This window comes from Ekhidna sp. ABH4_415 (assembly GCF_056161305.1).
In genome coordinates this window covers 364,440-383,692 of record NZ_JBSWYW010000004.1, presented here as the reverse complement: position 1 = coordinate 383,692, position 19,253 = coordinate 364,440, and the positions used below count along the sequence as shown (strand labels likewise).

The following is a 19,253-nucleotide window of genomic DNA, read 5'->3' as shown; positions in this document are numbered from 1 at the left end:
AGTTAGAATTATGCCTCCTGACTCTTCTTGAGGTCAAGAGATGCTTTAATAAATTTTACAAAAAGAGGATGTGGATCCATTACGGTAGATTTTAGCTCCGGATGATATTGCGTGCCAACAAACCACGGATGATCTTTGATTTCCATGATTTCTACAAGGTTCGTTTCCGGATTGATCCCCGTTGCTGTCATTCCACCGTTTTCATAGTCCTCTAAATACTTATTGTTAAACTCGTATCTGTGACGGTGACGTTCCATGATTCTTTTGGATCCATAGGCAGCATATGCCTTGCTTCCTTTTTTGAGCTCACAAACATAAGCCCCAAGTCTCATGGTTCCACCCATATCTTTAATGTTTTTCTGACTTTCCATCAGATCAATGACAGGGTAGGAGGTCTTTGTCATCTCAGTGCTATTGGCTTTTTTCTTACCGAGCACATTTCTGGCAAACTCGATCACTGCGCATTGCATACCCAGGCAAATACCGAAAAACGGTACCTTGTTTTCCCGTGCGTATTGTACTGCATAAATCTTACCTTCTATGCCTCGCTCACCAAATCCGGGAGCAACTAAAATTCCATCCAACCCGCTAAGTTCTTTCTCTACATTGTCCCCGTCCAACTCTTCTGCGTGGATCCACTTTAGGTTTACTTTGCACTCATTTGCTGCACCTGCATGAACAAAGGATTCCACAATTGACTTGTAGGCATCCTGAAGTTCTACATATTTCCCAACTAACCCAATGTTTACCGAATCGGTCGGATTCTTAAGTCGCCCAAGGAATTCTTTCCATTTATCAATCTTTGGCTCTTTTTTGTATGGCATCTTGAACTTAGTGAGCACTCGCTCGTCCAGTTTTTCCTTGCGCATCAAGATCGGCACATCGTAGATAGTAGGAGCATCCAGCGCCTCGATTACCGAATTGATTGGCACATTGCAGAACAATGCTAATTTCTTCCTGATTTCTTGAGTAATAGGATACTCAGATCGGCAAACAAGAATATCTGGCTGAATTCCAGCCTCCAGCAACTCCTTTACAGAATGCTGTGTTGGTTTGGTTTTCAATTCACCTGAAGCCTTCAGGTATGGGATCAATGTCAGGTGAATAGAAATACTATTGCTTGAGCCAAGTTCAAATTTTGCTTGTCTAACGGCTTCAATGAATGGGAGCGACTCGATATCACCTACACATCCACCAATCTCCGTGATGACCACATCGTATTTCCCGGTTTCTCCCAGTTTATAGATGTTGTTTTTTATCTCGTCGGTAATGTGTGGGATTACCTGGACGGTTTTACCTAGAAATTCACCCTGACGTTCTTTTTGAATGACGTTGTAATAAATACGACCGGTAGTAACATTGTTGGCCTGAGAAGTTTCAATGCTTAGAAATCGCTCGTAATGTCCCAGGTCCAAATCTGTTTCTGCCCCATCATTGGTCACATAGCATTCTCCATGCTCGTACGGATTGAGTGTCCCCGGATCAATATTGATATAAGGGTCAAATTTTTGAATGGTTACGGATAATCCCCTGGCTTGCAGTAGTTTGCCGAGAGAAGCAGCTATAATTCCTTTTCCGAGGGATGATGTTACACCGCCCGTAACAAAGATGTATTTCGTTTTAGACATGAAGAGCGTTTCCTATTTCTTGTTACGGGACGCAAAGGTAGTTTTTTATTCCTTACTGGCGCTGATTATTTGAAGGGAATGCGATAAGAAATTGATGCCCCAAAATATCCGATGGGATCCACTTCTATAAACTCTCCCGGCAGTTGCACAGGGATACTGTATGTATAACTCAACATGAAATACCAACGATCTGTGGAAAGGGAGAGTGGAAGTGTGAATGAATAGTTTAGTATGCCGAATTTATTAGCATCTATGTATTCAGTAACTTCATATCCTTCATTTACAATTTGTTGAAGTGCTTGCTGGTCCTGCGAAGAAAGATCCGAGGAAAACCTCAAGTCTGCCAATAGTTGATTTCGAACCTCCTCTGTTATTGTTCCATTTCTATAGGCTCTGACGATCATAATACCCACATATTTTTTCTGTTCATCAGTCAAGTTTGCAAATGTTGTTAATCGTTGAATGCGTGCTGCGTTTTGATCACTGATCTGACGATTACTTATTCTTAATTGCGTGATGTCGCTATTGCCTATCATCATATTAACAGTTGGGTAAAGCGTGATGCTTTTAAAGATCCACCATTTACCTAAATCGATATTGCCTGATATGTTTGTGATAATTCTGTTGGCAGTCTCTTCTCCAAAAAGGAAAGAATAGTCAACCGATGCAAAGCCCCACTTGAAATCATAGCTAAGTGAACCTCCAACGGAGTACGTAAGCGGATTTTCTGAGGAATCCTTGGGGTTGTAAAACCATTTTTCAGCATCAAGAGAATAACTCAATTTAGGATTTTGGAATGATCCCAGATAGCCCACCGATAAAATGGTGGGGTTATAGTTGGGATCTACGCCGCTATTCCAGTAGCCAGCTAAATCTCCGTAGAATCCTGATTTGTGATAATAGGATATGCCGGGTGAGATTCCGGATTGACTGATATTATAATCACGGCCTGCGCTTGTCACATTGGTTGTGTAGCCAAATCGAATATTCAATTCGCTGGATGGCGCTAAATCCAAAGTAAATAGGCTATCGATAAGATTAAAGATGGATAAAGAGTCCATCTCTTCTTCAATGGCCTTTAGCTGCTCAGCGTAACTCAATGAATCCTGCGAAAATGAGGGAGAAGCAATGATGAGCAGCACCGCTATGGTGACTGTTCGACGCATCAGGTAGGGTAGGTTGGGTTTAGTTGCGTCGGTCGTTTAATCTTCCGTCATTCCTTCGTTGCTTCTGCCTTTTCATCTGTTCTGCGCGAATTCTTCTCAGCAGCATTTCTTTGAAGTCATTTTCCGCTTTTCTTAAGTTGTTGAACTGGCGGGTTGATATGACTTTAAGAATTCTTTGTGAGTACTCACGCTCCAGTTTTAGCTGGCGCTCCTTTACCTGGTTTGCCATCTCCAGCATCTTCTTATTTTCTTCTTCAGATGCTTTGTTCGGGTCGAAATTTCTTCTTGCCTGATCAAAATCACGTCGGATGTCCTGGCGCTGTTTGCCGAATTCACGATAAATCGGCCAAAATTTCTCTGCCTGCGCCGGGGTTAATTCCAGGCGCTCAGTGATCAAGGCAATCTTGGCCGCCTCAATCTTTTTCAGGGCCTCCGGACTTTGGGAGAACCCTCCAAAGAAGGCAACCATTGTAACTATAAATATCATTCGTTTCATATCTTATAAGTATTCATCTTCTAAATCATATTCCAACAGCACATCATCAATTGCATCCTCACCAAGGTCTATGCCATCCAGTACATTGGTGTCTTCAGTCTCAAAAATTTCCATGTCTTCATCAAACGCACTGGCAATTTCATATTCATCAAGCTCCATCTGTTCCAGATAAGCAACTAGCTCATCTTGTGAGATATCAGCAAGCATATCTTCGGGAGATGGCCTATTGTTATTGAATACAAAAACAAAAGTGACAATCAAGGCGATGGATGCTGCCAGGGCCAACCCCCATTTAGGCATAAACAGTGGGTTTACCGCTGACTTTTCAGAATCAACACGCTTTTGAATTCTCATCGGTAAATCCTCAAAATAGCCTTCTGGCACTTTAAATGCCTCTTTTTTGTCTATATCGTCTAGTTTATATTTCATTACGTATTCCTTAGATGTCTTTCCTTACTTAAGGTTTAATCCTCATTGATAAAATTTTCAATTTTTTTCACGGCATGATGATAATTGGCTTTGAGCGCACCGACAGAGGTTCCTGTAATTTCTGCAATATCTGAGAACTTCATATCATCAAAGTACTTCATGTTAAACACCATTCGTTGTTTATCTGGCAGTTTCAAAAGGGCCTTTTGTAGCTTCATTTGTACCTCATCACCACTAGGTTCAACACTACTTGTTAGCTTTTCAGTTAGTTCTCCTTCCAGATCATGAATTGGCATGAAGAAGCGCCTTTTCTTTCGTTTCAGAAAGTTTAGACATTCATTTGTCGCAATACGATAGATCCACGTATAAAGCTTTGAGTCTTCCCTGAACTTGCCGAGATTCTTCCAGACTTTCACAAAAATTTCCTGAACGAGATCATCTGCATCATCGTGATCAATCACCATTTTCCTCACATGCCAATAGACCCTCTCCTGATACTCTCGCACCAAAAGGTTGAATCCGTAATTACGGGTTTCCTCTTCCCGGATCTTTGCTATGATCTGTTCTTCCAAAGTGTTTCAGGTGGGTTTACCAACTTAGATAATAAAGTTAATCGAAGGTTTAAATTCGCAATGAAATTATTTGTATTCGCAACTTGTTATTTAAAATGTTGTTACATTTAATGTAATTGTATTTAATTTGATTTTATGGGAATAGCAGAAGATATTAAGCAGGAGACCTTTAAGAGCGAGTTCGCTAAAGCAATTATCAATATCATTTTTTCCAGTGCATGGTTGCAGCAGCAGCACCTTCAACTTTTCAAGTCAAATGGACTCACTACACCTCAGTTTAATGTTTTGAGAATTTTAAGAGGACAGCACCCAAAGCCAGCTACGGTCAATTTGTTGATTGAAAGAATGCTTGACAAAAGCTCAAACGCATCCAGAATAGTAGACAAACTGGAACAAAAAGGATTAGTAAGGAGAAGTCAATGCAAGAATGACCGTCGCGCTGTAGATGTTTATATATCTGAAGCAGGTCTGGAAGTGCTGAAAGAAATGGATGTGAAGATGGATGAATGGGAAAATGCTAATAACAAGCTTTCTAAAAAAGAAGCCGCTACCCTCAATACCTTATTAGATAAATTAAGGAGTTAGTTCAAATCCTTAAGTGTTTCCAGAATTCCTGCAATCGCTCCTTTCTTTCGAATAATCATCAAAGGAATGGAGTCGTTCATCCGGATCATTCGTTCAGCCTTACTACCAATGAATAGGGCAGAGGTGGTTGTTCTTCCTTTAGCACCCATTACGATAAGATCTACATTCTTCTTTTTCGCCTCTTTAATTACCAGGTCTACGATCTTGCCGTCTTTATCTAAAGAACAAACAGGGATTAATTCCTGAGTATACTTTTTCACTTTTTTGATCAGCACTTCTAGATCTTTACTAGCATGACCCTTCATGATCTCTGAAAATTCCTGATAAGTTTTGCCAGAATAACGATAGCTTGAAGGAACCTGATAAACGTTCTGAAGGTAGATTTTTGATTTCAACTTCTCAGTAAACATCAAAGTACGTTTCAATGAAAGTGAAGAGTAGTCTGAAAAATCTACAGGAATGAAAATCTTATCAAATTTTAGTTCTGATCCCTGAGGAATGATAAGCATGTTGCATGGAGACCGTCTAGCCACCCTGGTACTAAGTACAGAGTCGCTCACCTTTTTCTTACCAAGAATGATTAAATCAGATTTGATTTCATCAGCGGCCTTTAAGATTTCTTTTGTTTCACCGCCCTGACGCACCATGATTTTGGTTGGCACATCACATTTGAAGTGTTTTTCAATTAAACCCTTTATTTCCTCTTTTCTTTCATCTAGTGCCTTGTCCATTAAATGAGGAAACTCCTTTAACACAGCCTCAGGCATATTGAATTCACGAATCACATTTAAAAAGGTGATCTGATTAGTGCCGGCAATTTTGCTAATGCTGCAGGCATTTTTAATGAGCTCTTGATCCATATCAGTATGGTCAAGGCAGACGATTAATTTTTTAAGTGGCGCGATCAACGTTTTGGGTGTTTATTTTAATGCAAAGGTATGGTTCAATATTATTTTGACCATGATTTAAATCTTTAAATCAAAATATATTTTATAAAAAATATCATGTTTAAGAATAATACTCGGAATGAAGTAAAAAGTTTCAATCAAACGAAATATTATTCCATTTCCTTCATTAAATCACAAATCATTTCAACGGATTCTTTGGAATGTGTGGGGAAGTTGGCAATTCGTATGTGCTTTTCCTTGTGCTTACCATACCCTGTTCCCAGGATAATGCCTTTTTTTTCGAAGTGATTGATGAACTGAAGAGCACGGTCAGTTGCAGCGACAATGGTAGTTTTAGATCGATGTTCCTTACTCTGCACAAAGTGGGATAGATGGGGGTGCTCTTCAATCGCCTGGTTTAGAATGGCTGCTTTATAAGTAGTGTCGTTTCGTAATCGCTGGGTGCCTGCCTGAATCATGTCCTGTGCAATCTTCCCAAGGAGATAGATAAAGAGCATGTTTGGTGTTTCTGGAGTTTGATTTTTATCACCAAACTTTTTGAGGTTAGGTAATGTGCGATACGAACCAAGTGAAGCTGATTGAGATCTTTTTGAAGCTATCTCATGACACTTTTCATTTACAATCCAAACGCCCAAACCCGGCGGAAGTCCAAATGCTTTTTGAACAGAGAAGTATGCAGTGTCTACATTAGAGAAGTTAACCTGTAGGGAGGGAGATGCGCTCACAATGTCCAGTGCAACGAGTTTGTCAGGGTTATTTTCTCTGATGGATGCAATTTCATCCTCAGCGAAACTATAGCCCACACTGGTCTCATTCTTTGTTATACCGATTAGTTCAGCTTCATTTGGTACACTCCAGTTATCGAATGATTTACCATCCCCAACTTCTGTACATGTACTTTTCTTGCTATGTTCAAGAGCGAAATCGTAAAATTTCTTACTGAAAGCTCCATTTACAAAATGATGCGAGCTATGTTCAACCAGGTTTTGGATTATTCGGTCCCAGGCTTCATTGGCTGAATTGAGAAAATAGATATTGTATCCATCAGGTAGCTCTAGTAATTCACGCAGTGCTTCATTAGTTTCTTCTATGACTTTAATAATAGTGTTGCTGCGATGGGAAATGGAAGGAATATCCTGAAATAAAGCCCTTTTCAGATGCTCCTCGAAGGTGTAGAAAAGCTGAGAAGGCCCTGGAGTGAAGTAGATTTTGTTGGACATAAAAAAAGCTCTTTTATTTAAAGAGCAATATAATTTCTAAATGATAAAAAGGGTTCCAATCAGACTCGAGTCTCCATCCACTTAAAGGTCCTGTTAATAATTTTCAAAGCCAGACGAATTTTCTTGACATTGATCATTTCTCTGGACTCATCATACATCGTAACTCCATCAGCGAAAAGCAAAACTTGCGGATATTCATTGATTACCCCCGCCATTTCAGTCACAGCTTCATTGACGTCCTTATCTTTCATGACGTCCAACATATATAAGTCAAGGTTTTCTGGTGAGATTGTCCATTCTTTCTCCAGTTTTTCAAGTGCCTGAGTACTCTCTGGCGAAGAAGGTCGATGCTTAAAAATAAGCGCAGGTTTTTCTCTCGAATCCTCTACCAAGCGGTTGAATTCGTCCCTTGTGTTTAGCGATTTCCAATTAAGCGGATAACTCATTCTCTACAATTTAGCTTATAAACGTTAAAATAAGCTCTTTTGGTTGGGTGGTTTTAACTAAAATTTGCTTTAAACTTAATATAAAACTCTGAATCTTATGGTGCCTTGAACCAATTTCAGGTCTTTTATTACGTCTTCTTGATAGTTCTTATCTATATCCGTAATAACATAACCGATTGTATCATTGGTTTTTAGGTATTGTCCCCCAATATTAATGCCATGTTTTGCCAAAATATTGTTTATATCAGCAAGAATTCCCGGTTCGTTCCTATGAATATGGATAAATCGATGTGCCTGACTCAATGTTGGTAAAGTAATATTAGGAAAGTTGACACTGTTGGTGGTAGATCCGGTGTTGATGTATTCGATGATTTTGGATGGTACAAAATCCGCGATATTTTCCTGAGCTTCAAGCGTACTTCCCCCCACATGAGGGGTTAAAATGGTGTTTCTTAAACCCATGAGTGGTGATTCGAATGGGTGATCATTGCTCAGAGGTTCTTCGGGGAAGACGTCTAGACTCGCACCATGAATCTTTCCTCTTTCAATGTTTTTCGTGAGTGCCTCAATATCTACAATATGACCTCTACTGAGGTTAACAAATACAACACCATCTTTCATTAGCTCAAATTCCTTTGGTCCAATCATCCATTTATTTTCCTCTCTACCATCTACATGCACACTTATTATATCTGAGCTTTGAAGTAGATGCTCGAGGGTAGGGCATGGATTTGCATTACCAAGGGCGAGTTTTTCCTCAATGTCAAAGTATTGTACATTCATACCCACGGACTCGGCAAGTACAGAGAGTTGTGACCCTATTTTGCCATATCCTATAATGCCAAGAGTTTTCCCTCTGATTTCAAAACTTCCGCTTGCCGATTTATTCCATTTACCCTGATGCATCTGCATTATTTTATCGGGTAGGTTTCGCATGAGCATGATGATCTCCGCCAGCGCTAGTTCTACCACGGAACGAGTATTTGAGAATGGCGCGTTGAATACGGCCACTCCTTTATGTAATGCGGCTTTTAGGTCTATCTGGTTAGTGCCAATACAAAATGCTCCAACAGAGAGCAATCGCTTCGCATTTTTTAATACTTTTTCAGTGACTTGGGTTTTTGAGCGAATTCCAAGAACGCTCACATCTTTTATGGCTTCAGCCAGCTCATCCTCTGTCATACCGGCAGGATGCACCTCCACCTGGTAGCCTTCTTGCTTTAATTTATATATGGCATCTTCATGAATGTTTTCAAGGAGCAGTGCTTTAATTCGGTTTTTAGGGTAGGAGTGGGCTCGTTCCAGCTTTTGGGTGAATAGGAATTCATCCAGCGAAGGCGCCTCATGATCCGCCTCATCCAAAATTTTCTCACGCCTTACATTCTCAGTGAAGGCATAAAACTTATGAGCTAGTCCAGCTTTTTTAATTTCATAGTCAGTGTATCCATCTCCCAAAACAAAGACTTCTCCATTCAATTTTAAGTTTTCGATCTGTCTTGGTTTTCCGTTGTTACTTGAGAGTATGTTATCTTCATTAAATCCCACAATATTTTCACTGTCATCGTATTCAAACTCATTAGCAAATACATGTTCTTCCTTGATGCCATGTTTTTTTACGATAGGTACAATGAAGTCCTTGAAGCCATTGGAGACGATAAAAATCTGCTCTTTATACTTCTCAATGAATTCAGTATTTCTTTTGAATGAAGGAGATACTAAAGAGTTCAAACGATCCACCAATTCGGGAAGGTGCTTTTTATTAGCCTGTAATATTTCAACCCTTCTTTTCAGCGATTCGCGAAAGGACATGCCGCCCTCCATTCCCTGGTCCGTGATATCCTTGATTTCCTGGATAGCTTTCGCTTGATTTTCGTTATCCTTGAGTGCGATTTCAGCCAATACATCAAGTGCCTCCACCTGTGTAAATGTGCTGTCGAAATCAATAATGAAATATTTAGTTTGCTGCATCAGTAAAACTTGCTAAGCATCAAAAATAGAACATGCAAAATCTCCGACATACGTTATTCTCTGTTTTCTTTTTTGCAATCGTTTTCGTTTACGGTCAGCACTATGATTCGCTTCGCCAGAACATTGATAGTATTGTTTATGAGGCAATCAATGCAGAGGCCTTTCCCGGTTGTGTGGTTTATGCCAGTATGGGAGATAGTATTTTTTTTCTGAAATCTTACGGCCATCATACCTATGACTCTGTTCGTGCAGTAGCAGTAAATGACATTTATGATATTGCTTCTATCACCAAAGTGGTAGGGGGAACCCTGGCCATGATGAAGCTTTACGAAGATGGTCACATCAAGCTGGATGACCCTATCGGTGATTATATTGACAAGATCGGAAGAAAAGTAGGGCGAGTGACATTCAGGGAGGCGCTTGCTCATCAAGGAGGGTTGTACCCATGGATACCATACCATCTGGAAGCCCGTAGAAAAAACGGGAGGTTTAGAAATAAGACTGTGACTAATGAAATTGATGAGGATTATTCGTATCCATTAACTGATAGTCTTTACCTGCACAGCGACTTCTATTCGAAAATCAAGAAGATGATCAGGAAGAGTAAGGTGTCTAAGGAAAAGAAATATCGATACTCTGGATTGTTTTTCTATCTGATACCAGAGCTTGTAAAAAAACTAACCGATACATCTTACCAAGACTATTTAAAGGCAAACTTTTATGAGCCCCTGGGAGCAGAGACTCTCACTTTTAATCCACTGGATAAGTATAAGCTAAGCCAGATCGTCCCAACAGAGGTGGACACTTTCTTTCGGATGGAACCAATCCATGGAAAAGTTCACGACGAAGGAGCTATTATGATGCAGGGAATTTCCGGAAATGCAGGACTGTTCAGCAATGCATCTGATCTGGCAAAAGTTTTTCAGATGTTTATCAATGATGGGAAGGCTGACTCTCTTCAGTTATTGAAGCCAAACACCATTCAGCTTTTCACAACAACTCAATATCCCAACAATGACAACAGACGAGGGCTTGGTTTTGACAAACCCTTATTAGAATATGACTCAATTCGGAGCAGTGTAGCAAGAGATGCTAGTTTCCGAAGTTATGGTCATACAGGATACACCGGTACACTCGCATGGGCAGATCCTGAAAATGAAGTGATCTTTGTTTTTCTATGCAATCGTGTGTACCCATCCAGGACCTATCGAGCGCTATACAATCTCAATGTCAGACCGACGATACATCAGATGATATATGAATACTTGAACGGCAGTATCAGGAAAAATACGGAACCTGTAGGAAATCTCAAATAAGCAATGTTTTTTGGTTATTTAAAATTATTCTAAATAAGGTTGTTTTTGGGAAAATTTTCATTCTTAAAATATTGACTATCATTGCTTTACGAAAGACAGGTAGTCGAGGTGGGAATGGGGTTATAACCCACCTTTGAAAAACAAGCAACCCCATGTTACTTTTGTACCCGTTTGATTTCAAGCCATCGGAATACATGTTTAAAACAACACCGAATTTGACCCGAATATTCTTAAGTGTAACTCTTGGAGTATTCTTTACCCTAAGCCTAAAAGCTCAGGAAATTCCTACCGAAGAAAGCGTTATCGCTGCTGGAGAATCCACCTTCAAAGCTAATTGTACTCAGTGTCACCAGATTTGGGAGGTGCGCATTGGTCCTGCTTTGAATGCGGTCTACGAGCGACGCTCCATTGAGTGGTTAAACTCATGGATCAAGAATTCACAAGCTATGATCGCTTCAGGCGATGAACAGGCCGTTGCTCTCTGGGAAGAGTACAACAAAACTGCCATGCCGGCTTATCCTTTTACGGACGATCAGGTGATGGAGTTGCTAGCCTATATAAAAGCTGAAACAGATGCTGGTCCTCCAGTTGAAGAAGTAGCAGTTGCTGCTGCAGGAGAAACGGATGGAGATGCTGTCTCTTCCACTTACTTAATAGCTGTCATCATTATTTTGGTGGTTGTCCTGGCGTTAGCAGTTGTTGCTTTGTTAATAGCCGTCAGAACACTGACCAAACACCTGAAGGAAGTTAAAGGTCTGGATGAGGCAGAAAAAGATATTGTTGAGCAGGAATTTGACCTGGGAGCGTACCTGAAAAGCAACTCATTTGTTGGAACGGTGGTGTTCATTTTCACCATCATTGTACTAAAGACCTTAATTGACGGGGCATTTACCATAGGCGTACAGCAGGGCTATCAGCCTACACAACCAATCGCTTTCTCACACGAACTTCACGCAGGTCAGTATGAGATAGATTGTCAGTACTGCCACACAGGCGTGAGAAAGTCAAAATCCGCAAATATTCCATCACCAAACATTTGTATGAACTGTCACTCACAGATCAAAAATGTAGGAGGAGAAGATGGCATCTCTGAAGAAATTGCAAAAATCTATGCAGCGATCGATTACGATCCTGAAACACAAACGTATGGTACAAATACCAAGCCTATTGAATGGGTGAGGGTTCACAACTTACCTGATTTGGCATACTTCAACCATTCTCAACACGTGAAGGTGGCTGAGCTTGAATGTGAGACCTGTCACGGTCCAATCAAAGAAATGGAGGTCGTATATCAATACTCAAATCTTACCATGGGATGGTGTATCAATTGCCACAGAGAAACAGATGTAAATACGAAAGGAAACGAATATTATGACAAGCTTGTGAAGCTCCACTCAGAGCAGAGTAAGGAGCCGATGAAAGTGGAGGATATCGGAGGCCTGGAATGTGCTAAGTGTCACTATTAATATTCGAAAACAGCTGATCTAAAAGAAATGAAAGAAACTAAGAAATACTGGAAAGGGTTGGAGCAATTGGAAAACACAGCAGATTTCCAAGAACGAGCTTCAAAAGAATTCCCGGATTATTTGCCGATAAATGGTGGAGACAATGGTGAGCCATCCCGTCGGGATTTTCTTAAAATGATGGGCTTTGGTGTAGCTGCGGTTTCTTTAGCAGCATGTGAGGCACCAGTAAGAAAAGCGATTCCTTATGTCAATAAACCAGTTGACGTAGATCCTGGAGTAGCTAATTATTATGCTTCTACTTACGCCATGGGTAACGATGTTGCTTCAGTAGTTGTAAAGACAAGAGAAGGTCGTCCGATCAAAATAGAAGGCAATGAGCTTTCTATGATTAGTGAAGGAGGAACAACCACTCAGGTTGAGTCATCTGTACTATCACTTTACGATCAGGAACGTCTACAGAATCCAAAAATTGCTGGAGAAGATACCGATTGGGAAACCATCGATAATAGGATAAAATCAGAGCTTGCAGCAAATACTGGTAAGATCACTATTGTTTCTTATTCAAACTGCAGCCCTAGCACTTCAAGAGCCATTCAGGCATTGAGAGATAAATATGGTGAAGTAGATCATGTTCAATATGATCCGGTTTCCATGAGTGGATTACTTGATGCTTACGGTGAAGCTACTGGAGCTAGAAGCCTGCCTTGGCATGACTTCTCAAAAGCAAGCACCATTGTATCCATAACTGCTGATTTTCTTGGCAACTGGCCAAATCAGGCAGTCAACAATAAGCAGTTTGCTTCAACTAGAAAATTAGGTCCGGACAAGAAGGAAATGTCCAGGTTATATGCTTTTGAATCCAATCTGTCATTGACAGGATCAAATGCTGATTACCGACAACCAATCAAGCCTTCTCAGGAAGGGCTATATGTGGCTAACCTATACAATCTAATTGCTCAGAAAGCAGGAGCGGCAACTGTAGGGGTAGCAAGACTGGAAGATTCGGTCATGCTTGAAAAAGCAGCTAATGACCTTTGGAAATCAAGAGGTAAAGCGGTTGTAGTAAGCGGATCGAATGACAAAAGCGTTCAGCTTCTCGTCATAGCAATCAATGATTTGCTTCAAAGCTATGGAGCAACGATTGATCTGACGAAAAGCATCAATACAAGACAAGGGAGTGACAGTGCATTCAATCAGCTTGTTAGTGATGTGAAGGGCGGAAGCGTAGGAACGGTTATTTTCTATAACTGTAATCCAGCTTATGATCACCCTGTGGGAGCTCAATTGGTAAGCTCACTGGGAAAAGTTAAAACGACTATTTCTACTTCTGACAGAATGGATGAAACTTCCAGCTCTGTGAAGTATGTTGCTCCTGACCATCATTACCTTGAGTCATGGAATGACTTTGAACCGGTGACCGGTCACTTGACCCTTTCACAGCCAACAATTAAAAATATTTTCAACACACGTCAGGCTCAGGAATCTTTCCTAAGATGGGCTGAAAATGATGCATCATACTACGAATTTGTAAAAGAAGGTTGGCAGCCATTCGCTGATGGTGATGTTACAAGATTCTTTGATAAATGCCTACACGATGGCGTTTATAATGTAGATGCACCGGCTGCTTCGAAAACAGTTTCTGTAGATCCAGTTGTGGTAGCTGGAAACCTGAAAGGATATTCAGCTAAGTCCAACGGACTTGAGCTTGCGCTATACACAAACTACTCGGTAGGCGAAGGTGTTCAGGCAAACAACCCATGGTTGCAGGAAATGCCAGACCCGATTACTAAAGCTTGTTGGGATAACTACTTCACAGTTTCTCCAAAGCTAGCTCGTGAAAACGACTGGGCTGTTAAAGGTGGGGATATGGACTACAAGGTTGCTACACTTACTGTAAATGGCAGGTCTGTAACTGCACCGGTAATTCCTCAACCAGGACAGGCGTATGGAACAGTTGGTTTAGCTGTTGGATACGGAAGAACCAAAGCTGGTAAAGTAGGTAATGGTGTTGGAGTAAATGCTTATCAACTTGTTAGCAGTTCTGCTGAAGGCTTACGATACAGTGGAAAAGCTACCATGGAGCTTACTGGTGAAGTAAGAAAAGTAGCTCAAACTCAAACCAGTCAGACCTACGCAGGAAGAGAAACAGTAATACAGGAAACGACACTTGGTGAATACCAAAAGGATCCTCAGGCAGGAAGACATTTCCCGATGATCTCGAAAGCTGATGGGTCTAAAGTGAGGCCTCATGCTGTTTCCCTTTGGAAAGGACACGAATACCCGAACCACCACTGGGGAATGATTGTCGATCTGAACTCGTGCACAGGTTGTGGAACATGTACAGTAGCATGTCAGACAGAAAATAACATTCCTGTAGTAGGTAAGGAAGAGGTGTTGAATCGAAGAGAGATGCACTGGATCAGAATTGATCGATACTACAGTGAACGACCTGAGAATGAGCTGACTGCTGATGATAAGAACCTCATGGAGGTGAAGCAGAAAGAGCTTGCTGCGATTGAAAATCCGGAAGTTACTTTCCAGCCGATGATGTGTCAGCAATGTAACAGTGCACCATGCGAAACAGTATGTCCGGTTGCAGCTACTACGCACTCCAGTGAGGGTCTAAACCAAATGACTTACAACAGATGTATTGGTACAAGATATTGTGCGAACAACTGTCCATATAAAGTACGTCGATTCAACTGGTTCAAATACCATGACAATGCGAAGTTCGATGCGAATACACCAATGAACAACGACCTTGGTAAGATGGTATTGAATCCGGATGTGACTGTGAGAGCTAGAGGGGTAATGGAGAAATGTACATTCTGTGTACAGCGAATCCAGTCTGGTAAGCTGGACGCTAAGAAAGAAGGCAGAAGACCTGTTGATGGAGAAATTCAAACCGCTTGTGCGAAATCATGTCCTACCGATGCACTTGTATTCGGAGATATGAAAGATCCGGAAAGCAGAATTTCCAAAACATTGAAATTGAAGTACAAAGAGAAGAGTGTGGAAGCTCAGGAAGATCGAGCCTACCATGTGCTTGAAGAGCTGAGAGTGATGCCGAACGTATGGTACTTGACCAAAGTAAGAAACAAAGACAACAACGATAAAATAGAAGCATAATGCACGCAGAATCAGAAGTACGGATACCCTTAGTAACAGGTGGAAAAACCGTCCACGATGTTTCTGAGGATATTGCTGGAAGAGTAGAGGAGCGACCATCCATCACATGGATGCTAGCCATGGCAGTCTCTTTAGCACTTCTCCTGGCCGGAGGGTATGCAGTAGCGATCACCCTTTGGGATGGAATTGGAATGTGGGGTCTCAATAAGACTGTTGGTTGGGCCTGGGATATCACCAACTTCGTATGGTGGGTAGGTATCGGTCACGCAGGAACCCTGATTTCAGCTGTACTATTATTATTCCGTCAGCGATGGAGAATGTCCATTAACAGAGCCTCAGAGGCGATGACGATTTTTGCAGTAATTTGTGCAGCGATGTTCCCGGTTCTTCACATGGGTCGTCCATGGTTAGGATTCTACTGGGCATTACCGCTTCCAAATACATTCGGATCGCTGTGGGTAAACTTTAACTCTCCGCTACTGTGGGATGTGTTTGCCATCTCAACGTATTTCTCTGTTTCATTGGTATTCTGGTATATAGGTCTGATTCCTGATTTTGCAACGATCAGAGATAGAGCAAAGAACAAAATTTCGAAAGCTATTTACGGCGCACTCAGTTTCGGCTGGACAGGTGGAGCTAAAACCTGGTCACACTACGAGACCGTGTCTCTTGTACTTGCTGGCTTAGCAACTCCACTCGTACTTTCAGTACACACCATTGTATCCTTTGACTTTGCGACTTCAGTAATTCCTGGGTGGCACACCACAATCTTCCCTCCATACTTTGTGGCAGGGGCGATCTTCTCAGGATTTGCGATGGTATTGACATTGTTGCTGGTAACACGAAAAGTTTATAAACTGGAAGATTACATTACGATCCAGCACATTGAATTGATGAACATCATCATCATTGTGACAGGTTCGATTGTAGGTATTGCATACATTACTGAGTTCTTTATCGCGTGGTATTCAGGAGTGGAAGCTGAGCAATACGCTTTCATAAACCGAGCAACAGGACCTTACTGGTGGGCATACTGGTCAATGATGACCTGTAATGTGATCTCACCACAGCTATTTTGGTTCAAAAAGATTCGAACAAATCTTGCTGCAACCTTCATCATTTCAATCATTGTAAATATTGGAATGTGGTTCGAGCGATTTGTAATTATAGTGACTTCACTACACCGAGATTTCTTGCCATCAAGTTGGGCTATGTTCTACCCGACGATGTATGATATCGGCGTGTATGTGTTCACATTTGGCTTGTTCTTTACAGCGTTCTTCCTGTTTGCGAAGTTCTTCCCTGTAATCAACATGGCTGAGGTTAAGAGTATTATTAAAGCAACAGGTGAAAAGCCGTCTAAGTCGGCGTAAATAGATAAGATATGTCTCAAGGAACGAATTACGTATTGGGCGTCTATGACGATGAAGATGTTTTGATGGATGCCATCAAAACCGTTCGTGAATCCGGTGTGAAAATCGAAGAGGTTTATTCACCATTTCCCGTCCACGGAATAGAGGAAGTATTAGGATATAAAAGAAGCTGGCTTTCAGTGGCTGCATTCTTGTTTGGTATTACCGGAACTTGCCTGGCTTTGACCATGATGGTTGGAATGATGGGTATTGACTGGCCAATGATCATTGGAGGTAAGGATTATATTCCGATTCCTTCTTTCATTCCGGTGACTTTTGAGATGACGGTACTTTTGGCATCTTTTGGTATGGTGGGAACATTCTTTGTGATTTCGAACCTGAAGCCATGGGGAAAGCCAAGAATCTATGATATTAGAATCACAGACGATAAGCATGTAATGGCAATTGATTTGGATAGAAATAACAAATCAGAAGCAGACATTAAGAAAGTGTTGCAGGGGAGCGGAGCTACAGAGGTTAACAATAAAAAGTTTGATTGATAATGCGACTAAAGACATTTAGATATTTAGGAATTATCACACTTGGAGCTGTTTTAGCTTCATGTGCTGCTGGTGTGGATGACACTGGATTGGAATATGCTCCTCAGATGTATCATTCTACTCCATATGAGCCATTGACTCAGATTACAAATGAAGATGCTGGTACGTGGTTGGATTCTAATGATGAGGATGGACATGGTGAGTTTTACAACTCCAACCCTTACAACCAGTTCAAAATGAACATGCGCGAGCCTGTAGCTAATACGGTAAGAAGGGGTGAGCCACTTCCGGTAAGAATGACAATTGACGATCTTGAAATCGCTGCTCAAACACTGGAAAGTCCTTTTCCTGTAGAAGATGAGAGTGTAGTTAAGGAAGGAAAGGCATTATACGATAGCTACTGTAAGCATTGCCATGGAGCAAAAGGAAATGCTGACGGATTAGTTGCTGATAAATATGCAGGTGTAGCGAATTTGAATGGAGCTGCATATTTAGAAATCACAGAGGGTCACATCTTTCATGTGATTACCTATGGAAAAGGTTTGATGGGTGCTCATGGTTCACAGGTTAGTCCGGAGGACAGATGGAGAATCGCTCGTTACGTTAAAGAATTGCAAAAGTCGAATTAACACTACTCATGGTATCAGAAGAAAGATTTGAATTTACTGCTACTGCGAAGAAACGTCTGATCATTACCTTATTGGTGGGGTTGGTACTTTCTGTGCTAGGCTATTTTACATTAGGTTCAGGTGATCATGGCGGAGGTCATGGCGGAGATCATTCAGAAGTAGTATCTGACGGGCACGGAGAGGAACCATATGAAGCTGAAGATCACAGCGGATCACACGGTGAAGAAGGTGGTGATGAAGCACATCATGGAAGTAGCCCATCTGTAAAAAGAGTGCTATCTAATCTTTGGATCAACAATGTATTCTTCGCTGGCCTAGCAATCATTGGAGTGTTCTTCTTTGCTATCCAATATGCCTCTCAGGCAGGATGGGCAACAGGTATTAAGAGAATTCCAATGGCTTTTGGAAATTGGCTTCCAATTGCATTTGTACTGATGCTCGTGGTGTTTATGATTGGCGGGCATGATATTTTTCACTGGACACATGAGGATTTATATGCGGAAGTTGGTGGAGATAAGATAGTAAAGGGGAAAGCAGCTTATTTTTTCTGGCCTTTGGAAGGTGGTACATTCCCTATATTCTGGATTGGAAGGTTAGTAATCTTCTTTGGAGTATGGTACCTCTTGTTTAGAAAACTAAAGTCACTTGCTTTATCTGAGGATATTGAAGGAGGTACTACCAAGTGGTACCAGATGAGAAAGATCTCGGCTATTTTCCTTGTATTCTTTGCAGTTTCTTCTTCTATGGCAGCATGGGATTGGATTATGTCAATTGATGTGCACTGGTTTAGTACCATGTTTGGCTGGTATGCTTTTGCCAGCTGGTGGGTAGCAGGTCTGGCCCTTACACTATTCATAGTGGTAATGTTGAAAGACAAAGGATACTTGTCTGTGGTGAATGAAAACCACATCCATGACCTTGGGAAGTTCGTTTTCGCATTCAGTATTTTCTGGACGTATATCTGGTTCTCCCAGTTTTTATTGATCTATTATGCGCACATTCCTGAAGAGACTGTATACTTCCTGGAGCGATGGAAAGATGATCATTATGCTCCTGTATTTTATATCAATTTAATTCTAAACTTCTTCTTCCCATTCTTGGTTTTAATGACTAGAGATGCGAAGAGACATACAAGAATTCTAAAAGTGGTTTGTCCTGCAGTAGTATTCGGTCACTGGCTGGATTTTTACATGATGGTTTCGCCGGGAACTGTAGGAGACAATGGAGGCTTTGGATTCCTTGAAATAGGGTTAATTCTCGTGTACTTGAGCGCTTTCTTATTTGTGACTTACAATGCACTTTCGAAAGCACCTCTATTTGCGAAGAACCACCCAATGTTAAAAGAAAGTTTGCATCATCATATTTAATAAGTGAGGGATAGGT

At 41.2% G+C, this 19,253-nt stretch carries 17 protein-coding genes; 8 read left to right on the top strand and 9 right to left on the bottom strand.

Annotation, left to right across the window (positions count from 1 at the left end):
* Nucleotides 1-8: 8 nt before the first annotated feature.
* The 5 genes from ACXAH9_RS09005 to ACXAH9_RS08985 all read right to left on the bottom strand — a co-directional run bounded on the left by ACXAH9_RS09005 (nt 9) and on the right by ACXAH9_RS08985 (nt 4,291).
* Nucleotides 9-1,628 (bottom strand): CTP synthase, encoded by a 1,620-nt coding sequence (locus ACXAH9_RS09005; protein WP_474894530.1) that lies wholly within the window; start codon nt 1,626-1,628, stop codon nt 9-11.
* Between the two features lie 65 nt (nt 1,629-1,693).
* Nucleotides 1,694-2,794, bottom strand: a complete 1,101-nt coding sequence (locus ACXAH9_RS09000; protein ID WP_474894529.1) for a TorF family putative porin — start codon at nt 2,792-2,794, stop codon at nt 1,694-1,696.
* A gap of 19 nt (nt 2,795-2,813) precedes the next feature.
* Nucleotides 2,814-3,290 (bottom strand): hypothetical protein, encoded by a 477-nt coding sequence (locus ACXAH9_RS08995; RefSeq protein ID WP_474894528.1) that lies wholly within the window; start codon nt 3,288-3,290, stop codon nt 2,814-2,816.
* 3 nt (nt 3,291-3,293) lie between these two features.
* Nucleotides 3,294-3,719 (bottom strand): hypothetical protein, encoded by a 426-nt coding sequence (locus ACXAH9_RS08990; protein ID WP_474894527.1) that lies wholly within the window; start codon nt 3,717-3,719, stop codon nt 3,294-3,296.
* 35 nt (nt 3,720-3,754) lie between these two features.
* Nucleotides 3,755-4,291, bottom strand: coding sequence for an RNA polymerase sigma factor (locus tag ACXAH9_RS08985; protein ID WP_474894526.1), 537 nt, complete (start codon nt 4,289-4,291; stop codon nt 3,755-3,757).
* 135 nt (nt 4,292-4,426) lie between these two features.
* Here ACXAH9_RS08985 and ACXAH9_RS08980 point away from each other — a divergent pair, with 135 nt between their 5' ends.
* Nucleotides 4,427-4,876 carry a MarR family winged helix-turn-helix transcriptional regulator gene (locus ACXAH9_RS08980; protein ID WP_474894525.1) on the top strand — a complete coding sequence of 150 codons (450 nt, stop codon included), beginning with the start codon at nt 4,427-4,429 and terminating at the stop codon, nt 4,874-4,876.
* Here ACXAH9_RS08980 and ACXAH9_RS08975 read toward each other — a convergent pair.
* The 4 genes from ACXAH9_RS08975 to serA all read right to left on the bottom strand — a co-directional run bounded on the left by ACXAH9_RS08975 (nt 4,873) and on the right by serA (nt 9,418).
* Complete coding sequence (locus tag ACXAH9_RS08975; protein ID WP_474894524.1) at nt 4,873-5,784, bottom strand: universal stress protein; 912 nt, start codon at nt 5,782-5,784, stop codon at nt 4,873-4,875. The two genes, ACXAH9_RS08980 and ACXAH9_RS08975, sit on opposite strands and share 4 nt — an antisense overlap.
* Before the next feature lie 149 nt (nt 5,785-5,933).
* Entirely contained in the window at nt 5,934-7,004 is a 1,071-nt protein-coding gene (locus ACXAH9_RS08970; RefSeq protein WP_474894523.1) for an aminotransferase class V-fold PLP-dependent enzyme, read from the bottom strand.
* 59 nt (nt 7,005-7,063) lie between these two features.
* Complete coding sequence (locus ACXAH9_RS08965) at nt 7,064-7,450, bottom strand: monothiol bacilliredoxin BrxC family protein (protein ID WP_474894522.1); 387 nt, start codon at nt 7,448-7,450, stop codon at nt 7,064-7,066.
* 75 nt (nt 7,451-7,525) lie between these two features.
* Nucleotides 7,526-9,418 (bottom strand): phosphoglycerate dehydrogenase, encoded by a 1,893-nt coding sequence (gene serA, locus ACXAH9_RS08960; RefSeq protein ID WP_474894521.1) that lies wholly within the window; start codon nt 9,416-9,418, stop codon nt 7,526-7,528.
* A gap of 32 nt (nt 9,419-9,450) precedes the next feature.
* On the opposite strand from serA, the gene ACXAH9_RS08955 reads away from it, so the two are divergent.
* The 7 genes from ACXAH9_RS08955 to ACXAH9_RS08925 all read left to right on the top strand — a co-directional run bounded on the left by ACXAH9_RS08955 (nt 9,451) and on the right by ACXAH9_RS08925 (nt 19,237).
* Nucleotides 9,451-10,734: a serine hydrolase domain-containing protein gene (locus ACXAH9_RS08955; RefSeq protein ID WP_474894520.1), complete on the top strand. Its 1,284-nt coding sequence runs from the start codon at nt 9,451-9,453 to the stop codon at nt 10,732-10,734.
* A gap of 152 nt (nt 10,735-10,886) precedes the next feature.
* A complete protein-coding gene (locus tag ACXAH9_RS08950; protein WP_474894519.1) occupies nt 10,887-12,200 on the top strand; it encodes a cytochrome c3 family protein in 1,314 nt (437 codons plus the stop codon).
* A 27-nt stretch (nt 12,201-12,227) separates the two neighbouring features.
* Nucleotides 12,228-15,329, top strand: a complete 3,102-nt coding sequence (locus ACXAH9_RS08945; protein ID WP_474894518.1) for a TAT-variant-translocated molybdopterin oxidoreductase — start codon at nt 12,228-12,230, stop codon at nt 15,327-15,329.
* Nucleotides 15,329-16,702: an NrfD/PsrC family molybdoenzyme membrane anchor subunit gene (gene nrfD, locus ACXAH9_RS08940; protein ID WP_474894517.1), complete on the top strand. Its 1,374-nt coding sequence runs from the start codon at nt 15,329-15,331 to the stop codon at nt 16,700-16,702. The genes ACXAH9_RS08945 and nrfD overlap by 1 nt, the downstream gene beginning before the upstream one ends.
* An 11-nt stretch (nt 16,703-16,713) precedes the next feature.
* Entirely contained in the window at nt 16,714-17,241 is a 528-nt protein-coding gene (locus ACXAH9_RS08935) for a DUF3341 domain-containing protein (RefSeq protein ID WP_474894516.1), read from the top strand.
* A gap of 2 nt (nt 17,242-17,243) precedes the next feature.
* Nucleotides 17,244-17,870: a c-type cytochrome gene (locus ACXAH9_RS08930; RefSeq protein WP_474894515.1), complete on the top strand. Its 627-nt coding sequence runs from the start codon at nt 17,244-17,246 to the stop codon at nt 17,868-17,870.
* Nucleotides 17,871-17,878: 8 nt separating this feature from the next.
* Nucleotides 17,879-19,237 carry a quinol:cytochrome C oxidoreductase gene (locus tag ACXAH9_RS08925; RefSeq protein ID WP_474894514.1) on the top strand — a complete coding sequence of 453 codons (1,359 nt, stop codon included), beginning with the start codon at nt 17,879-17,881 and terminating at the stop codon, nt 19,235-19,237.
* Nucleotides 19,238-19,253: the final 16 nt, after the last annotated feature.

Coding starts and splice junctions, on each gene's coding strand:
- ACXAH9_RS09005 (WP_474894530.1), bottom strand. CDS start 1,628: ATGTCTAAAACGAAATACATCTTTGTTACGGGCGGTGTAACATCATCC.
- ACXAH9_RS09000 (WP_474894529.1), bottom strand. CDS start 2,794: ATGCGTCGAACAGTCACCATAGCGGTGCTGCTCATCATTGCTTCTCCC.
- ACXAH9_RS08995 (WP_474894528.1), bottom strand. CDS start 3,290: ATGAAACGAATGATATTTATAGTTACAATGGTTGCCTTCTTTGGAGGG.
- ACXAH9_RS08990 (WP_474894527.1), bottom strand. CDS start 3,719: ATGAAATATAAACTAGACGATATAGACAAAAAAGAGGCATTTAAAGTG.
- ACXAH9_RS08980 (WP_474894525.1), top strand. CDS start 4,427: ATGGGAATAGCAGAAGATATTAAGCAGGAGACCTTTAAGAGCGAGTTC.
- ACXAH9_RS08970 (WP_474894523.1), bottom strand. CDS start 7,004: ATGTCCAACAAAATCTACTTCACTCCAGGGCCTTCTCAGCTTTTCTAC.
- ACXAH9_RS08965 (WP_474894522.1), bottom strand. CDS start 7,450: ATGAGTTATCCGCTTAATTGGAAATCGCTAAACACAAGGGACGAATTC.
- serA (WP_474894521.1), bottom strand. CDS start 9,418: ATGCAGCAAACTAAATATTTCATTATTGATTTCGACAGCACATTTACA.
- ACXAH9_RS08955 (WP_474894520.1), top strand. CDS start 9,451: ATGCAAAATCTCCGACATACGTTATTCTCTGTTTTCTTTTTTGCAATC.
- ACXAH9_RS08950 (WP_474894519.1), top strand. CDS start 10,887: ATGTTACTTTTGTACCCGTTTGATTTCAAGCCATCGGAATACATGTTT.
- ACXAH9_RS08945 (WP_474894518.1), top strand. CDS start 12,228: ATGAAAGAAACTAAGAAATACTGGAAAGGGTTGGAGCAATTGGAAAAC.
- nrfD (WP_474894517.1), top strand. CDS start 15,329: ATGCACGCAGAATCAGAAGTACGGATACCCTTAGTAACAGGTGGAAAA.
- ACXAH9_RS08935 (WP_474894516.1), top strand. CDS start 16,714: ATGTCTCAAGGAACGAATTACGTATTGGGCGTCTATGACGATGAAGAT.
- ACXAH9_RS08930 (WP_474894515.1), top strand. CDS start 17,244: ATGCGACTAAAGACATTTAGATATTTAGGAATTATCACACTTGGAGCT.
- ACXAH9_RS08925 (WP_474894514.1), top strand. CDS start 17,879: ATGGTATCAGAAGAAAGATTTGAATTTACTGCTACTGCGAAGAAACGT.